This is a genomic window from Aeromonas sp. S16(2024), assembly GCF_041403065.1.
Classification (GTDB): Bacteria; Pseudomonadota; Gammaproteobacteria; order Enterobacterales; family Aeromonadaceae; genus Aeromonas.
The window spans coordinates 46,700-63,952 of sequence record NZ_JBGLQX010000001.1; the positions used below are offsets into that span (position 1 = coordinate 46,700).

General features: G+C 63.9%; 13 protein-coding genes and 1 pseudogene. 5 read left to right on the forward strand and 9 right to left on the reverse strand.

Translation table 11 applies throughout. From position 1 onward, the window contains the following. Positions 1-278 precede the first annotated feature (278 nt). Positions 279-686: a hypothetical protein gene (locus ACB030_RS00255; RefSeq protein WP_371157100.1), complete on the forward strand. Its 408-nt coding sequence runs from the start codon at positions 279-281 to the stop codon at positions 684-686. 136 nt (positions 687-822) lie between these two features. Here the strand turns inward: ACB030_RS00255 and ACB030_RS00260 are convergent, their stop codons facing one another. Together ACB030_RS00260 and ACB030_RS00265 are read right to left on the reverse strand one after the other, a co-directional pair. After that, a complete protein-coding gene (locus ACB030_RS00260; protein ID WP_371157102.1) occupies positions 823-1,947 on the reverse strand; it encodes an anhydro-N-acetylmuramic acid kinase in 1,125 nt (374 codons plus the stop codon). 274 nt (positions 1,948-2,221) lie between these two features. Further along, a complete protein-coding gene (locus tag ACB030_RS00265) occupies positions 2,222-3,541 on the reverse strand; it encodes a peptidoglycan DD-metalloendopeptidase family protein (protein WP_371157104.1) in 1,320 nt (439 codons plus the stop codon). 114 nt (positions 3,542-3,655) lie between these two features. On the opposite strand from ACB030_RS00265, the gene tyrS reads away from it, so the two are divergent. After that, the gene (gene tyrS, locus ACB030_RS00270) at positions 3,656-4,855 is read left to right on the forward strand and encodes a tyrosine--tRNA ligase (protein WP_371157106.1); all 1,200 of its coding nucleotides are present in this window, start codon (positions 3,656-3,658) and stop codon (positions 4,853-4,855) included. Positions 4,856-4,929: 74 nt separating this feature from the next. On the opposite strand, the gene ygjK is transcribed toward tyrS, so the two are convergent. From ygjK to ACB030_RS00285, 3 genes and pseudogenes are all read right to left on the reverse strand, one after another. After that, positions 4,930-7,410, reverse strand: coding sequence for an alpha-glucosidase (gene ygjK, locus ACB030_RS00275; protein WP_371157108.1), 2,481 nt, complete (start codon positions 7,408-7,410; stop codon positions 4,930-4,932). A gap of 184 nt (positions 7,411-7,594) precedes the next feature. Further along, positions 7,595-7,774, reverse strand: a pseudogene (locus ACB030_RS00280) (AraC family transcriptional regulator); the annotation flags it as partial. A gap of 91 nt (positions 7,775-7,865) precedes the next feature. Further along, complete coding sequence (locus tag ACB030_RS00285) at positions 7,866-9,122, reverse strand: adenylosuccinate synthetase (protein WP_234677068.1); 1,257 nt, start codon at positions 9,120-9,122, stop codon at positions 7,866-7,868. A gap of 170 nt (positions 9,123-9,292) precedes the next feature. Between ACB030_RS00285 and ACB030_RS00290 the strand changes: the two genes are divergently transcribed. Continuing rightward, complete coding sequence (locus ACB030_RS00290; protein WP_371157110.1) at positions 9,293-10,201, forward strand: LysR family transcriptional regulator; 909 nt, start codon at positions 9,293-9,295, stop codon at positions 10,199-10,201. 78 nt (positions 10,202-10,279) lie between these two features. Here the strand turns inward: ACB030_RS00290 and ACB030_RS00295 are convergent, their stop codons facing one another. Together ACB030_RS00295 and ACB030_RS00300 are read right to left on the reverse strand one after the other, a co-directional pair. Then, entirely contained in the window at positions 10,280-11,602 is a 1,323-nt protein-coding gene (locus tag ACB030_RS00295) for a TAXI family TRAP transporter solute-binding subunit (RefSeq protein ID WP_371157112.1), read from the reverse strand. A gap of 122 nt (positions 11,603-11,724) precedes the next feature. Beyond that, the gene (locus ACB030_RS00300) at positions 11,725-12,867 is read right to left on the reverse strand and encodes a MalY/PatB family protein (RefSeq protein WP_371157114.1); all 1,143 of its coding nucleotides are present in this window, start codon (positions 12,865-12,867) and stop codon (positions 11,725-11,727) included. Positions 12,868-13,029: 162 nt separating this feature from the next. Between ACB030_RS00300 and ACB030_RS00305 the strand changes: the two genes are divergently transcribed. Then, positions 13,030-14,202, forward strand: a complete 1,173-nt coding sequence (locus ACB030_RS00305) for an MFS transporter (RefSeq protein ID WP_371157116.1) — start codon at positions 13,030-13,032, stop codon at positions 14,200-14,202. Between the two features lie 73 nt (positions 14,203-14,275). Here ACB030_RS00305 and ACB030_RS00310 read toward each other — a convergent pair whose 3' ends face one another. Further along, positions 14,276-15,160: a LysR family transcriptional regulator gene (locus ACB030_RS00310; RefSeq protein ID WP_139435575.1), complete on the reverse strand. Its 885-nt coding sequence runs from the start codon at positions 15,158-15,160 to the stop codon at positions 14,276-14,278. 87 nt (positions 15,161-15,247) lie between these two features. Further along, positions 15,248-16,003 (reverse strand): YciK family oxidoreductase, encoded by a 756-nt coding sequence (locus tag ACB030_RS00315; RefSeq protein ID WP_371157118.1) that lies wholly within the window; start codon positions 16,001-16,003, stop codon positions 15,248-15,250. Positions 16,004-16,227: 224 nt separating this feature from the next. Between ACB030_RS00315 and sohB the strand changes: the two genes are divergently transcribed. Continuing rightward, positions 16,228-17,235, forward strand: coding sequence for a protease SohB (gene sohB / locus ACB030_RS00320; RefSeq protein WP_371157120.1), 1,008 nt, complete (start codon positions 16,228-16,230; stop codon positions 17,233-17,235). Positions 17,236-17,253 lie beyond the last annotated feature (18 nt).

The following is a 17,253-nucleotide window of genomic DNA, read 5'->3' on the forward strand; positions in this document are numbered from 1 at the left end:
GGGAGGTTGTTTGGGGGCTGATTGGCGCCTGATTGATGCCCCCACGGGGGAGGCAAAGCATGATCGACCTCGCTTTTCTGCTTCAATCCGCTTTGATATTTGGTGCCATCCGGTACCATCCCCGCGTGCGCCCCTATGCGTATTGATGTTTCATTCATCGCCACCCTGTGGCCGGCGCTCTGTGCATCCCTGCCCATAGTGATGCACAGGCAGGGGGCCGCCGGGAGCACCGACAATCCCCCTTTTTATCGCCATTGCCAATATGACGGAGTATCAAAATGGCCTGTGCCATTTCCATTGAACAGTCGGATAACACACTGCAGGTCAACGACGACCGCTATGATCTGGCTCGTATCGTCGGTGTGCAAGTCAGAGTGCTCGGCTGGAAGGATCGGCTCAAGAAGGGACTATTGCTGGGTATGGTCACATCCAGTGCGCTGTTCTATTTCACTCCTTCCATGGAACAGGCAGGCAATTGGCTCATCGTGCTGTTTTTGCCCATGGTCGCTTTCCTGTTCGGTGGCCTCATGGGGCTGCTCTCCAGCACGAAATATGAGTTTCGCATCGAATTCGCCCACGCCGACGAGACGGGAGTGCAGTGGATCACCGCGGCCAAAAGCCGGCATGCCACCGATTATGAAACCTTTAAGGAGCAAGCGGCCGAGCTTGGCAAACATATCCGGTAGCGAGTGCAGAAGGCCGGGCCGACTCCGTCACTTTCCCGGCAAATATAGAAAGCCCGATCAGGCTCGCCCTGATCGGGCTTTCTTCATCTGGGGCCGAGCACGCCCAAGCGGGATGAGAGTCGGTGACTCGACTCCCTCAGGCGGGGTAGAGGGCGCCGAGCACGGCGGGACGGCTGGCGCCGGTGACGGCGGGCAAGTTGCCGGGCTGGCGCGTCATGAAGCGCTGTGCCAGCCAGGCAAAGGCCGCTCCTTCCACCCAGTCGGGGGCGAGCCCCAGCTCGGCCGTGCTGGCAAGGCGCCAGCGGGGCAGCAGGGCGGCGAGTTCCCCCAGCAGGGGGCCGTTGTGGGCGCCGCCGCCGCAGACGAACAGCTCGGGCCTGGTTTGCGTCTCATCCACCGCGGGCAGCTGGCGGGCTATGCTGTGGCAGCTGAGGGCCTGCAGGGTGCGCTGCACATCCACCGGGGCGTATGCCGTGCCTGCCAGCTCGTGGTCTAGCCACTCCAGGGTGAACATCTCCCGTCCCGTGCTCTTGGGGGCGGGGGCGGCGAAGTAGGGGTGAGCCAGCAGTTTATCGAGCAGTTCGGGAACAAGCTGGCCGCTGGCCGCCCACTGGCCACCGGCGTCATAGTTGCCGCCGTCGGGCTGATGGCGGCGATACCAGCCATCGAGCAGGGTGTTGGCGGGGCCGGTATCGAAGCCATATACCCCTGAACCAGAGCCCCCGTCGGCCTGGCCCGGCAGCACAGAGATGTTGGCGATGCCGCCGAGGTTCAGCACCACCCGCAGGGCATGGGGTTTGGCAAAAATCGCCTGATGGAAGGCGGGCACCAGGGGCGCCCCCTGACCGCCGAGGGCCATGTCCAGGGTGCGAAAATCGGCGATGACGTCGATGCCGGTCAGCGCCGCCAGCAGGGCCGCATTGCCGATCTGCAGGGTAAAGCCGAGCTGGGGGCGGTGGCGCACTGTCTGGCCGTGGGAGCCGATGGCGCGGATATCCTTGGGTTCAAGCCCGGCCTTGGCAAGCAGCGCCAGGGTGGCGGCGGCAAACTCCTGCGCCACGCGATTGTCGGCCACCCCCATGCGGTCGATTTCGTTGTCGCCCGGGGTGCAGAGGGCGTGAAGCTCGCGGGCCGTTGCCTCTGGCCAGGGATGGCACAGTGCCGCCTCCACCCGCAGGGTTTCCCCATCCAGAGTGACCAGCACGGCATCGATGCCATCCATGCTGGTACCCGACATCAATCCGATATAGCGCTCGCTCATGACATGCCCTTCTGTGACGAGAAACCTGACCAAGGAGTGGAGGAGGGCGCGGCATCTATCCCATGCCAGGCTCTGGTACCCGACATCAATCCGATATAGCGCTCAGCCATGGTGTCTCCTCAATTGCGGGTCGTGATAGAGAGCGGGATAGAGGTCACGGCCTCAATGCCATGCCATATTCTGGTGCCGGGCATCAACCCGATATAGCGCTCGCTCATGGCCTCTCCTTGTTATCTGTTCATTTACAGCAGCCACGATGGCAGTGGGGCGACTCTTAGCTGCCGTTGCTGTCCCGCTTGTTCTGGGCCAGTTGCAGATCCGTGCTGTCGAGCTTGGCCAGTTGCGGCCTGGCCTCGGCCTTGAAGCTGGCCAGCGCCCGTCCGGTGAGGGTCTCGGCCTGGGGCAGGGTGAGGGTGCGCGGGTTCTTGTGCACCCCGCCCACCACGAATTCATAGTGCAGGTGCGGGCCTGTGACCCGGCCCGTGCCGCCGAGCAGGCCTATGGTCTGCCCCTGTTTCACCCGCTGGCCCTTGTTCACGGTGCGCTTGGAGAGGTGCAGGTACTTGGTCACATAGTTGCCGGCATGCTTGATGAAGACATAGTTGCCGTTGAACTGGTTGTAACCGGCCGCCACCACGCTGCCGCCGCCCGCCGCCATAATGGGGGTGCCGACGGGGGCCACGTAGTCGATGCCGTTGTGGGGGCGCACCTTGCCGGTGACCGGGTGCAGGCGACGCGGATTGAAGTTGGAGCTGATGTATTTGAAGTTGACCGGGGCGCGCAGGAAGCTCTTGCGCATCGCCTTGCCTTCCGGGGTGTAGTAGTTGCCATCCTGGTTCAGCACGGCGCGATAGATGGCCCCCTGGTTGATGAACTCGGCGGCCAGGATGTCGCCGGAGGCCACCCGCTCGTCATCCTGATACTTGTCCTGATAGACCACCCGAAAGCTGTCCCCCGGCTGCAGATCCTGGGCAAAATCGATGTCCCAGCCGAAGATGGCGGCCAAGTCCATGATCTGATCCTCCGTCATGCCCGCCTCGCTGGCGGCGCCCCAGAAGCTGGATCGGATCTCCCCCTTCGCCACCTGCTCGCGGGTGTCGAGCTCGAGGCGCACCGGTCTGGCCACGAAGCTGTCGTCCTTGCGGCTCACCTTGAGCGCCTGCTCCAGGCTGTGGGGGTAATAGAGGCTGTGCAGCTCGCCCTGTTCGGTGAGCTTGAAGGTGAGCTCCTGCCCCGGCTGCAGCATGCGCAGGGGATCGCTGCCGTCGAGCTGATCGATGAGATGAAGATCAGTGGTATTGAGCCCGATGCGCTGGAAGATGACCCCCATGTTGTCGCCCCGGCGCACCTTCACCTGCTTGGTGATGTAGCGTGGCTTGGGCGGGGTGAGGGGCTGCGCGGCCTCGAGTTCATCGGTCGCGGCGGCCGCGTCGGCGGGCTGGCGCAGGGCAAGTTCGTTGCCGTTGTCATCGACCCGGGTGGCGACCGCCTGCTCGCTTGGCCAGGCTGCCAGCATCATCACCAGGATGCTCAGAATTAGCACCATCTTGCGGTGCCAGGTAGGAAGAGAGTTGAAGGCGTGCCAAATGACCATGAGAAGCTGACGAAGTTGAACCCAGAAGAAGGTCGGAGTTTACCGCCTTTCCAATTGGCCTGCCATTCCAGTAATATGTCTGGCCCTGTGGAATCGTGATTGGAGAGTCAAAAAATGTCCCAGCTCGAGGTGGCGCTAGCCGAGATCAAGCGCGGAGCGGAAGAAATTCTGGTTGAAGAAGAACTTGTCGCCAAGTTGAAGGAAGGGCGCCCGCTGCGCATCAAGCTGGGGATGGACCCGACGGCGCCGGACATTCACCTGGGCCACACCGTGATCCTCAACAAGCTGAAGACCTTCCAGGATCTGGGCCACGAGATCATCCTGCTGATCGGTGACTTCACCGCCATGGTGGGGGATCCCTCCGGCAAGAACAGCACCCGCCCGCCGCTCTCCGAAGAGGCCATCAAGCACAACGCCCTCACCTATGCGGAGCAGGCGTTCAAGATCCTGGATCCCGCCAAGACCCGCATCGAGTACAACTCCAGCTGGCTCGGTGAGCTGGGCGCGACCGGCATGATCAAGCTGGCGGCCAAGCAGACCGTGGCCCGCATGATGGAGCGCGACGACTTCAAGAAGCGCTACAGCGGCGGCCAGTCCATCGCCATTCACGAATTCCTCTATCCGCTGCTGCAAGGCTATGACTCGGTCGCGCTGAAAGCGGACGTGGAGCTCGGCGGTACCGATCAGAAGTTCAACCTGCTGATGGGCCGCGAGCTGCAAAAAGATGCCGGCATGGCCGCCCAGTGCGTGCTGATGATGCCGCTGCTGGTGGGCCTGGACGGCGTCAAGAAGATGTCCAAGTCCGCCGCCAACTACATAGGCGTGCACGACGCCCCGGGGGAGATGTTCGGCAAGATCATGTCCATCACCGACACCCTGATGTGGAACTACTACGAGCTGCTCTCCTCCCGCCCGCTGGCGGACATCGAAGGCTTCAAGGCCGGCATCGAAGCCGGTACCCTGAACCCGCGCGACGTGAAGATCTGGCTGGCGAAAGAGATCATCACCCGCTACCACGACGAAGCGGCGGCCGAAGCGGCCCACGAAGACTTCACCCAGCGCTTCTCCAAGAACGCCATCCCGGACGAGATGCCGGAAGTCGAGCTGGCGCTGGAAGGGGAAGGGCTGGCGATTGCCAATCTGCTGAAAGACGCCGGTCTGGTGGAGACCACCTCGGAGGCGCTGCGTATGATCAAGCAGGGCGCGGTCAAGGTGGATGGCGACAAGCTGGAGGATGGCAAGGCGCTGGTCGGTGCCGGCACCGCCGTCTATCAGGTCGGCAAGCGCAAGTTTGCCCGGGTGACCGTCAAGTAAGCGCGATTCCCTGATAGAAAGAAGGCCTCCATCTGGAGGCCTTTTTGTTGCGTCATTTACCGGGTCAGGGGGGATTACCCCTCTTTTTTCAGGAAGTTGCGATAGAGCATATAGAGGTGGGCCGAGCTCCAGCTGAAGTTGCTGGCCCCCTGCATGGCGCCGGTTTCCGGGTTGTAGTTCTCGCGGATGGGGCCAGTGCCCGCCAGCCCCTCGGCGTTGGCAAACAGCTTGTTGACCAGCATCTGGGCGTCGTCACGATAGCCGTAGTTCTCCAGCCCCTTCACCCCGAAGTAGAACTGATCCAGCCAGACCCGGCCACGCCAGTAGATGTCGGGGTCATAGGCCGGGTTGGTCAGCGCCGCCGTGCCGAGCGGCACCTTGGTGTTGAACTCCTGGCTGCTCAGCATCACCTCGCGCACCCGCGCCGCCTTCTCCTTGTCGGCCACCTCGGCCCAGAGCGGGCTCCAGCCTTCCGGGCCACGGCCACGGGCGGTCAGCAACTTGCCGACACAGCCGTTGGCGTCCGCCACGTCGCCCTGGGCAATCTGGCGATCGTAATAGAAGCCGGAGGCCTCATCGAACAGGCAACTGTTGATGTAGCCGGCCAGCTGGCTTGCCCCCTCGCGGTAGCGGCTCCCCTCATCCGGCTTGCCGAGCAGATCTGCCATGTCCGCCAGGATGCGCTTCTCTTTCGCGAGGAAGGCGTTGAGCTCCACCGACTCCTGATCGATGGAGAAGCCGATCAGCTCACCGCTATCCTGGTGGTTCTCGAAGAAGGCGACGTTCCAGTCCTGGCGGGCTTTGTCTATGTCACCGCCATAGGCCTTGTCGGCGTAACGCTTGAGCTGATCCTGCTCGATAAAGCCGAAGCGGGCGGCGTTGTCCATGCCGGACTCCCAGCCGGCGCCGTGCTGGGCACCTATGTCCATCTCGTCGTAACCGCCTGTGCTCAGCACCTGCTGGTAGAGCGGCATGCCGGCGCAGCCGTACCAGCCATCCCCCTCGTCGGTGCAGCGCGCGAGATCCAGCACGGCGGGTACGCCGCTCCCATATCGCACCCTGAAGGTGATGTTGCCGAACTCGTCGTTGTGCTCGACGTGGCGGGTGGCGCCGTACTCTATGATGCCGTTGCGGTTGTTGTCCCGCGCCCTGTACCACCAGTCGTGATAGGCCTGGATCTTCGGATACATCTCGGCGATGAAGGCCTTGTCCTTGGTCGCGCCGTAGATCTCCCAGATGGCCCAGGCGGAGAGCGGCGGCTTGGTGTCCCGCTCGTTCCAGTTGCCGCCATCGCCGCCGCGATCGGCGAGCTTGTTGTAGAAGACGGCGTCGATCACCATGCCGGCGTCCTGCGGGCGCAGCGGATCATCGGCCTGGATCTGATAGTCATACATGGCGCGCACGTTGTTCTTGGCGACGTCGGGGTTGAAGTGAGCCATGGCATAGGCGTGCTTCCAGCTGTCCCAGGCCCAGACGCCGTCGAACCAGCGGGCGGTGTTGGAGGGGGTGACGCCGTCGTGAAGGATGGCGCCTGCCGGCGAGCGCCAGTTGCCGTTGAGGGTCTCCATCGCCTTGACCGCGATGCGGCGCTCCGATTCGGGGATGCCCTGGTTGGAGAGGCCGCGCTCGAGGTAATCCTCCCAGCGGCGGATGGAGGCATCGAAGGCGTCGGCGGGATTGGCCAAGAGCGCCTGGCGACTCTGCTGGTAGCGGCTCGCCTCATCAGAAGAGTGGACATAGCTCTGCAGGGTGTAAATGTCCTGCTGACCCTTGGCGGCCAGGGTGAGGCTGGCCTCGCTCACATAACCGAGCCCCTTCTCGTCCAGGGTGGTGCGGCTCGGCAGGGTACGGTCGATGCGATAGCTGGCGCTGCCGCTTTGCATGATGTTCCAGGTGCTGCGCAATTCGCCGAACTGGAATTCGACCCCCTGCTCGCTCTGGCTGATGGTGCGGGTCCAGTCGGGATACTGCTCGGCGATCGTCTTGTTGGCATCCCACTGCTGGAGCAGCTCCCCCTGCCAGTTGAGGGTCAGGGTGAGAGGCGCATCCTGATTGTTCACCAGACGGGTGCGGACAAGGGCGGTGCGGGCATCGCCGTAGCGCAGCTCCAGCTCCAGGGTGAAGGGCTCGAACTCGAAGCGCTGCACCAGGGCGCCGGGTATGGCGTAGATCTCATGCTTGCTGGCGCTGGTGAGCGGGAAAGCGCGGCCGTTCTCGTCGCTCAGGGTCAGCCTGTCAAGCTCGCTGGCGAAGAAGAGGCTGTACTCTTCGGCAATCACCATGGGGCCGGTGAAGCCCCCCCACTCGCCGTCGCTTTTGGGCAGCAGGAAGCCGTGCCAGGCCCCGAGATCGAGCAGGGGGTTGTATTTGAGGTTGGAGTAGCTGTCAAAGTCACGGAACTGGAGCGGGGTACCGGTGCGATCGATCACGTTCCTGTACTGGTTCGCCAGGGTGGCGCCGGGCGGGGTCGGTGCGCTTGAGTCATTGCCGTTGCAGGCGGCCAGGCCAAACAGGGCGACACCCAGGGCGACGGAAAGTAAATTTTTACGAAACATGTCTCGCTCCAATGACGTTTTTGTAGGTTAAGGAAGGTGTTTTTTTTGTGTTTATTTTAGTGAAAATGTTTTCAAGGCCATTCTAGGGGAAAAAAAGCGGAAAGATTGGCGCTGCGTCACAGTACGGACGGGGAGCTGTGTGATCGGGATCACCGGGTTACATGAGGTTACATAGGAGTTATTTTTAGTAACTTTTTACTTGGCGTCGCGGGGCCGTTGAGGGGCAGGTGCGCAGATATTGGTGGGGGTCAGACCGAATTCCTGCTGAAGCGGCTGGGGGAGTGGTACTGCAGGCGAGGGCCGCCCCCAGCGGGCTCAGCCCCTGCTGCAGCAGGGTGAGGGCGTGGCTTATGCGCACCTGGGTCTGGGGGGTCTGACTCAGCTTGCGGCCGGCCATAAAAAAACCGGCCTCCATGAGGCCGGTTTTGACATCTTGCTGGCAGCCGCGAGGCGGCTTAGCGCAGTATCATCTGCTCGCGGCCCGGGCCGACGGAGACCATGGGAACCGGCACACCCAGCAGGGCTTCGATGCGCAGCACATAGTGCTGGGCAGCCTTGGGCAAGTCTTCGAACTTGCGGATGTGGGAGATGTCTTCGCTCCAGGCTTCCATGGACTCGTACACCGGCTTCAGACCGGCGGTCTGCGGCCAGATCGGGTTCTCGGTGTTGGCACCTTCGTAGGCCACGCAGATCTTCAAGTCAGGCATGCCGGAGAGGCAGTCCAGCTTGGTCAGAGCGATCTCGTTGGCGGCCTGGATCTCCAGACCCTGCTTGGTGGCGACCGCATCGAAGTAACCGATGTCACGGGGACGGCCGGTGGTGGCGCCGAACTCGTTGGCGAACTTGCGGAACTCTTCCTGGTTCTCCATGGCGGTGATCAGGGTGCCGGTACCCACAGAGGTACTGAACGCCTTGGCCACGGCAATCACGCGCTCGGGGCGCAGGGCCGGCAGGCCGCCACCAATACCGGCGTAGGCGCCGGAGACGTGGGAGGAGGTCACCCAGGGGTACTCACCGTAGATGAGGTCACGGCCGGCGCCCAGCTGGGCTTCGAACAGCAGGGTGCCGTTCTGGGCCTGGATGGCCTTGAGCGGCTCGCTGACGTTGCAGACGGCGTCGATCCAGGGAGCAGACACTTCCAGCAGCCAGTCGGCCATTTCCTGGGCGGTCTGGCTGAATTCGAAGCTCGGATAGAGGGCCTTAAGCTGCGGCAGTTTCCAGTCGAGGAAGAACTGGATGCGTTCGACCAGTACTTCCGGCTGTTTCAGCCAGCCGACCAGGATCGCCTTTTTCATGACCCGATCACCGTAAGCCGGGGCAATGCCCTGACGGGTGGAGCCATAGGCGCCATCACCCAGACGAACTTCTTCCAGGGTGTCTTCCAGGGCGTGGATCGGCAGGCAGAAGGTGGCTCTGTCAGAGATGGCGAGTTTCGGAGTCACGCCGGCGGCTTTTACTTCAGCCAGCTCGCGGGTCAGCGGCTCCGGGCTGATGACCATGCCAGGGCCGAGCACGACCAGGCAATCCGGGTTGAAGACGCCGCTTGGCAGCTGGTGCAGCTTGAAGGTGCCAAGATCGTTGACCACGGTGTGGCCGGCGTTGTTGCCGCCCTGGAAACGGATGCTGGCGGCGGACTGGCCTGCCAGATAATCGACGATGCGGCCTTTGCCTTCATCACCCCAGTTAGCACCTACGACTACGATAGACGACATGACTCTTTCTCCTAAGACGTTAGGCGTCCATCCTAGGAGCCCTCTGCGGATTAGAAAAATTAATTATCTTTATAATTCCGATAAGTAAGTCATATAATTATGGCCAATTTATCGGCAAAGCCCCCGCCATGACGCGCCACCCCGCGCCAGCCGTGGGTGAGAGTTACCTCATGTTGGATATTCACTGGTTAAATACCTTCGTCACCCTGGCTCGCCTGCAGCACTTCGGCCAGACCGCCACCGAATTGCACATGACCCAGCCCAACGTCAGCCTGCACCTAAAGAACCTGGAGCAGGCCACCCGGGTCAAGCTGATTGAACGCAGCCCGTTTCGGCTGACCCAGGCGGGGGAGCGCTTGCTGCAAAGTGCCGAGCGCACCATCAACGAGCTGCAGCTCTGCCAGTCCGATCTCAACGCCCTCAGCCAGTTGAGCCAGGGGACGCTCGCCATCGCCGCCAGCGACATCATCTCGCGGCTGCTGCTGATCCAGCCGTTCCAGCGCTTCAAGCAGGCCTTTCCCGGCATCGATCTCACCCTGTTCAACACTACCTCGGATCAGGCGGCGGATCTGGTCAGGGCGGGCAAGGCGGATCTCGGCTTCGTGATGGCGCAAAAGCGCAGCGAGCCGCTCTTCTACACCGAATTGCAGCAGGTGACCTGGTGTGCCCTGGGGCAGGGTCTCAGCCGCTGGCAGGCCCGTGCCAGGGCCGGGGAGAGCGATCCCCTCGACGAGCCCACTCTCATCTTGCTGGGGCACGACACCCGCACAAGGGCGCTGATAGACCCTTCCTTGCCCCTGCTCGGGCTGCCGAGCTGCCGCATCATGGAGGTGGGCAGCGTGGATGCCCAGCTCGACTGGGCAGAGGCGGGGTTTGGGGTGGCCATAGTGCCGGACTTCTCGCTCCACCCGCAGCTCAAGCTCACCGCCCCCGTGACCCGGCTCACCGACTTCCCCGGCACCAGCTTAGGCTATGTGGTGCGTCAGAATCAGGTGCTGTCGCGGGCCATCAAGCAGTTGCTGCACTGGGTGGAGGAGGAGATCCAGCGCCCGGACTCGTTGCCGCTTCCCAAGGGATAAGCCCGGCGCCGCTCGCCGGCGCACATCCGGATGACAAGAGGCCACCCTGGGGTGGCCTCTTGCATTGTGCTCTCCCCGTCATTGGGCGGGGGCGGGCGTATCGCCGGTGAGCGGCGAGGCGCCGCTTGGGTTGCCCGGTGCGGGTGCCTCGGTCGGCGCTGTGCTCTTTGCTGCCGAGGGGGTGGCGATCCCGGCCGCGTCCGGCTCGCTGCCCTGCGTTATATCAGCCTCTGTCGGCGTCGGGAGCGTGGTCAGCGCCGGGGCTTGCTCGGTCGTCACCGCATCCGAGCTGGCCGGCAGGGTGGCGCCGGCGGGCTGCTCCGGCAGCACCTCTGCCCCTTCCAGCGGGGTGGCCGCACTGGTGGGCGGCGACGGCGCCGTGGGGAGCGCTCCCGAGGTGGCCTCGGCCCCGGAGGGAGCATCGGGCAACAGGGTCGGTGCGGCATCCAGCATGCCGGGGTGGAGCGGGAGGACGTCCCCCGCCTGCATGGATTCCGGGGTGAGGGTGGTGAGCGCCGGGTGCAGGCGAGTGAACTGCTTGAGATTGCGGCTCAGCACATCGCGCAGGGTGCGCACCTGATCTTCAGGCAGGCTGGCCTCGGCCACCAGCTCGGCGGTCACGGCAAAGGTGGCGACGGAGCTGGTCTGCCCCGGGTAGAGGTTGGCGCCGATGCGGCTGCGCTCATAGTAGGGATACTGCTTGAGCAACTTGTCTACCTGCTCCCCCTCGATGGGGATGAGGCGGGCCTGGCAGCGACCGGTCAGATCGCCTATCCCCTGGTTGGGGTGACCGGCGACCAGGAAGGCGGCATCCAGGGTGCCGTTGCAGAGACCCTCCAGCCGGTTGCCGGGTGATGCCACGGGAGGCAGCGTGAAGTCGGTTGCCTGCCAGCCCATGGCGTCGAGCAGTGCCCGGCTGGTGACCCTGTCCCCTGAGTTGGGGGCGCCCAGAGCGACCCGCTTGCCTTCGATGTCCGCCAGTGTGGTGATGTTGCTGGTGGCGCTGGCGAGCAGGGTGAGGGACTCCTTGTGGAGCCGCAGCAGGCTGCGCAGCTGATCGTTCGGGCTCTGGCCCGCGAAGGGGCCGCTGCCGTGGGCCGCATGGTACAAGACATCCGACTGCACCAGCGCCAGCTGGATGTCGCCCTTGGCCAGCGCGGCCAGGTTGGCGATGGAGCCCGAGGTGCTCTGCACTGTGCAGTGCAGCCCGTGGTTGCTGCTGTCGTCGTTGAGCAGACGGCAGATGGCGCCCCCCGTGGGGTAGTAGACGCCGTTGAGCGCCCCCGTGCCTATGGTGACATAGGCGGGGGTGGCCGAGAGGGGCTGTGCCAGCATGGCCGCCAGCCAGGGCAGGGCGGCAAGTGACAGGCGCGACAGGTGACGCAGGGCTCGTGGGTGCATAGTGAACCGGAACAATGGCTGAAAAAAGGATGAGCCAGGCTCATCCCGTCATGTGTCACATCTTATCTATATCAGATGTGAACCTGAATGGCTTTCACCATTCCCGTCAAGGGGGCTCCTTGTCAGATCGTGCGCTGGAGAATGGCCTTCTCCATGCGCGCCAAGGCTTGGGTGAGGCGAGCCCGGGTGCAGCCAAAGTTGAGGCGCACGAACTGGCCGTCGCCAAACTGGGCGCCCGGGGAGAGACCGACCCCCGCCTGCTCGAAGAAGGCGACGGGATCGTCCAGCCCGAGGGCGCTCACATCGATCCAGGCGAGATAGGTCGCCTGATTCTTTGCCAGCTTGACACCGGGCCAGCGGGCCACCGCCTGCTCGATCAGCGCCAGGTTGGCCCTTAGATAGTCGAGCTGTTCGCTGAGCCACTGCTCGCCGCCCTCGTAGGCCGCCTCGGCGGCGACAAAGCCCAGCAGGTTGACGTCGGCGCTGATGCCGCGCATCGCCTGTTGCAGCTTGAGCCGCAGGCGGGGGTTGGGGATCACGGCGAAGGAGCAGCACAGGCCGGCGATGTTGAAGGTCTTGCTCGGCGCCATCATGACCGCAGAGCGCTCGGCGGCCGACGGGCTCAGGGCTCCGTAGGGAATGTGGCGGGCATCCTTGTCCAGCAGCAGATCGCAGTGGATCTCGTCTGAGCAGACCACCAGATTGTGGCGCTCGGCGATGGCGTCGATGGCGAGCAGCTCCTCGCGGGTGAAGACGGTGCCCCCCGGATTCTGCGGGTTGCACAGCAGCAGCAGGTCGGCGGAGGGAGCCTGGCGCTCCAGCTCTTCCAGATCCAGCACCCAGCGTCCGGCCTCCTCCATCATGGGGACGGTCAGCAGGGGGCGATCGTTGAAGCCCGGTGCCTGCAGGAAGGGGTAATAGACCGGCTTGGGGGTGATGATGCCACGGCCGTGCTGGCTCCAGGCCTTGCAGGCGAGGTTCAGACCGGGCACCACCCCCGGCAGGAAGACCAGCCACTCCGGGGAGATGGTCCAGCCATAGCGCTGCTGCAGACGGGTGATGATGAGTTCGATCAGCCGGGGGGAGGGGCGGGAATAGCCGAAGACGCCGTGGGCCACCCGCGCGGTGAGGGCCTCGATGACGGCGGGGGGCGAGGCGAAATCGGTGTCGGCCACCCACATGGGCAGTACATCCTGACCCTTGTACTTGTCCCACTTCAGGCTCATGGTGCCGCTGCGATCTATCTCCCGATCAAAATCAAACATGTGAAATCCTTGTACTGGCCAGAGAGTTTACCAATGTACGGACTTGGACGTGGCCTCGCAAGCCTTGAGGTGGCTGTTGATAATCGCATAAAATAATCGCTGTCATGCTGTACATCCGCCGGCTTCTGGCTTCCTTTTCTCTTCCATATCAATGGTATCTCTATGAGTTTGCTGAGTGCTGCCCGCAAGAGGCCGGATCCCGTCTCTCTCTCTTTCCTCGCCGTGACCTTCATGACCGGGGTGGCGGTGGCACTCCAGGTGCCCACCTTGAGCCTGTTTCTGGCCGAAGAGGTACAGGTGCGCCCCTTCCTGGTGGGGCTCTTCTACACCGTCAACGCGGTGATCGGCATCCTCATCAGCCAGTGGCTCGGTCATCGCTCCGACAACGGGGGGGATCGCAAGCAGCTGATCCTGCGCTGCTGCCTTGCCGGCATAGTGCTCTCCCTGCTGTTTGCCTGGAACCGGCAATACTGGCTGCTGGTGAGCCTGGGAGTGGTGCTGGCGAGCCTGACCGCCACCGCCAGCCCCCAGCTGTTTGCGCTGGCTCGCGAATACGCCGACAGCCGCAACAAGCGGGCGGACATGTTCAGCTCTGTGCTGCGGGCCCAGTTCTCCCTGGCCTGGGTGATAGGGCCGCCGGCCGCCTTCGCGCTCGCCATCGGCTACGGCTTCGAGGTGATGTATCTGGCTTCCGCCCTGGCCTATCTGGTCTGCGCCCTGGTGGTCTGGCGCTGGCTGCCCTCCCTGCCGCTGCCGAGCAGCCAGGGCGGAGGGGAGCGGGTCAGCAGCTGGCGAGACCCTTCGGTACGGGCGCTCTTCATCGCCTCCACCCTGATGTGGACCTGCAACAGCATGTACCTCATCAACATGCCGCTCTACATCACCCGCGAGCTGGGGCTGGAGGAGAAGCTGGCCGGGATCCTGATGGGCACGGCGGCGGCCCTGGAGATCCCCTTCATGCTGCTGGCAGGTTACTACACCCGGCGCTTTGGCAAGCGGCCCATGATGCTGCTGGCGGTGCTGGCCGGGGTCGGTTTCTACGCCGGCCTGGTGACGCTGTCGAGCCAGGGGGCCCTCATCGCGCTGCAGCTGCTCAACGCCATCTTCATCGGCATCGTCGCCGGCATCGGCATGTCCTATTTCCAGGATCTGATGCCGGGGCGGGCCGGGGTGGCGACCACGTTGTTTGCCAACAGCATCCGCACCGGCTCCATCATGGCGGGTGCCATCGCGGGGACAGTGGCGGAGATCTGGAGTTTTCACGGGGTCTTCATGGTGGCCACCACATTGGCGCTGGCTGCGCTGGCCGCCTGCTGGCGGGTGCCCAATGTGTGAGGCGCCCCTGGCGGGCGCTGCGGCATTGACGCCGGCGGCATAAGAGAGGCCGGCCGCGGTGGCCGGCGGAGCATTACTTGCCGTTGTCGGCCTGGTATTCGTTGCGCAGGCAGCGCAGCAGCAGCTCGGCCGCCGGGCCCAGGGCATCGGTGGAGGGGGTAAGCAGGTAGGTGTAGAGGTAGCGCTCGCTGCCGCCGGCCAGATCGAGCTGCACCAGGGCGCCGCTGGCGAGCTCCTCCCGCACCAGGTGGCCAGGTACCCAGGCGTAGCCGAGGCCGAGGCGCACCATGCTGAGCACCTCGTGATAGTGGGTCGCCTTCCAGCCGGTGTCGTCCGCATCGTTCCAGTCCACCGAGCGGTGGATGGGGGGGTGCAGGCTTATCTGGTTATGGCTGGCGAGCAGCTCCGCCGTGATGGGCTCCTCCTGCCCGGCGAGGGGATGCCCGGCCGCGCACAGCGGCAGCAGGCAGACCTCGTCCAGCGGCAGGCCGGTGCGATCGTGGGGCAGGTGCTCGGAGAGCATCAGATCTCCCACCTGGAGCGCATTGAAGTGGCAATGGATCCGTTCGTGCAGATTGATGCGGCAACCCCGGCTGCGGGGATGGAAGTGGGCCAGCGCCCGGTAGAGCCGGTCTCTGGGTTGCAGCGCGGAGACATAGAGGTTGATCTGCGGCTCCCACTGGCGCTCCAGGTTGTTGGCCAGGTTCTCCAGCTCTTCCACCTGCTGGCTGAGCTGGCGAGCCCGCTTGAGGAAGATCTCCCCCGCCGGTGTCAGCACCGCCTTGCGCCCCCTCACCTCCAGCAGGGCCAGCCCCAGGCTTTGTTGCAGCTTGGCGACCGCATGATTGAGGGAGGATTGGCTCTTGTTCAGCGCCTCTGCGGCCTGGGCGTAACCGCCACAGTCCACCACGGCCTGGAAGATCCGCCATTGCTCAAACGTGCTCTTTGGACGAAACATAGTGCAACCTGTCAGGGGCCGATGGGATTCAACAGGGCGCGACTGGCGCCCCTCTTCACTTTAATCCCATCTGGTTAGTTTGTTGATTTATTTGGGCTGGGCCACGAAAGTCTGGCCTGTCTTGCCACGGCTGTCCGGTCCCATCAGATAGAGATAGAGCGGCATCAGATCGGCCGGGGTCTTCAGCAACTGGGGATCTTCCGCCGGGAAGGCGCTGGCCCGCATCCTGGTGCGGGTGCCGCCCGGGTTCAGGGTGTTGACCCGCACCCCGGTATTCTCCAGCTCGTCCGCCAGCACCTCCATCATGCCCTCGACGGCGAACTTGGAGATGGCATAGGTGCCCCAGTAGGCGCGCCCTTTTCGGCCCACGCTGGAGGAGGTGTAGACGATGGAGGCCTCGCCGTGTTCCTTGGCGGTCTGGCGAATGAGGGGTAGCAGGGCCTGGGTCAGCAGGAACTCGGATTTGACGTTGACCTGCATCACCTCGTCCCACTCCTTCTCCTGGATGTGTTCGAAGGGGGAGAGGGTGCCGAGCAGACCGGCATTGAACAGCACGCCGTCGAGGCGGCCGAACTGCTGGGCGAAGGTCTCGGCCATGCCGCAGTAGTGAGCGGCGGTGGCCCCTTTCAGATCCACAGGGACTATGGCGGGCAGGGGGTGACCGGCCGCCTCTATCTGGTCGTAGACCGCCTCGAGCTTGGCGCTGGTGCGACCGAGCAGGATCACGGTAGCGCCGTAGGCGGCATAGGTGAGGGCCGCTTCGCGGCCGATGCCGTCACCGGCACCCGTTACCAGAATGACCTTGTCCTTGAGCAGATCCCGGGGGGCCAGATAATCGAGCATGTGCACTCCTGTTAACAAATCCGTGACGGATGGGCGCGACAATAGAGGAGGCAAGTGTACTGACCCGGCCCTGCCGTTGACCAGTATGAGACGGTAAAAATGTGAATAAAACAGGGCGGTAGCGTGAATTGGCGCTGTCTGCCCCTGGCCCATGGCAGAGTTTTTGCGCGGCGCCGCCAAACTCCTTACTATGTGAAAAAACCGAACATAGCGCGGAGCATCAAGTGGCATTTTTGACCGAATACGGCCTGTTTCTGGCCAAGACCCTCACCTTACTGCTGGCCATAGGCGCCGTCGTCCTGATGGTGGTGAGCAGCCGTCAACCCAAATCCCGCAAGGGGGAGCTGGTAGTGACCGATCTCTCCCGCGAGCTGGAGCAGGGGCGTCATCAGCTGCAATCGGCCCTGGCCGGCAAGGCCGAGCGCAAGCAGATGGACAAGGCGCGCAAGGCCGAAGAGAAGGCGCGCGCCAAGACAGAGGACGAGCGCAGCCGGCTCTTTGTGCTCGATTTTCACGGCAGCATGGATGCCAGGGAGGTGGCCTCCCTGCGTGAAGAGGTGAGCGCCGTGATAGGGGTCGCCCGGCCCGGGGACGAGGTGCTGCTGCGTCTCGAGTCCGGCGGCGGTGTGGTGCACGGCTATGGCCTGGCGGCCTCCCAGCTGCAGCGCCTGCGGGACAAGGACATCACGCTGACGGTGGCCATCGACAAGGTGGCGGCGAGCGGCGGCTACATGATGGCCTGCGTGGCGGACAAGATACTGGCGGCCCCCTTTGCCATCGTCGGCTCCATCGGTGTCATTGCCCAGCTGCCGAACTTCAACAAGCTCTTGAAAAAACACGACATCGAGTTCGAGATGCACACCGCCGGCCAGTACAAGCGCACCATCACCATGTTCGGCGAGAACGACGATCTGGGGCGGGAGAAGTTTCGCGAGGAGCTGGGGGCCATCCACGAGCGCTTCAAGGGATTCGTGGCCGAGCACAGGCCCGGCCTCGACATCGACAAGGTCACCACCGGCGAGCACTGGCTGGCGAGTCAGGCCAAGCAGCTCGGTCTGGTGGATGCGCTCTGCACCAGCGATGACTACCTGCTGGCCCAGGCCTGCCACCACAAGGTGGTCGGCATCAGCTACCGCAAGCCCAGGAGCCTGACCCAGCGGCTGGGTCAGCAGGGGGCCCAGGCGCTGGAGGGGGCCCTCGGTCGCCTGTGGCAGCAGAGCCCCTGGCGCTGAGCCACAGTTCAATGGGTT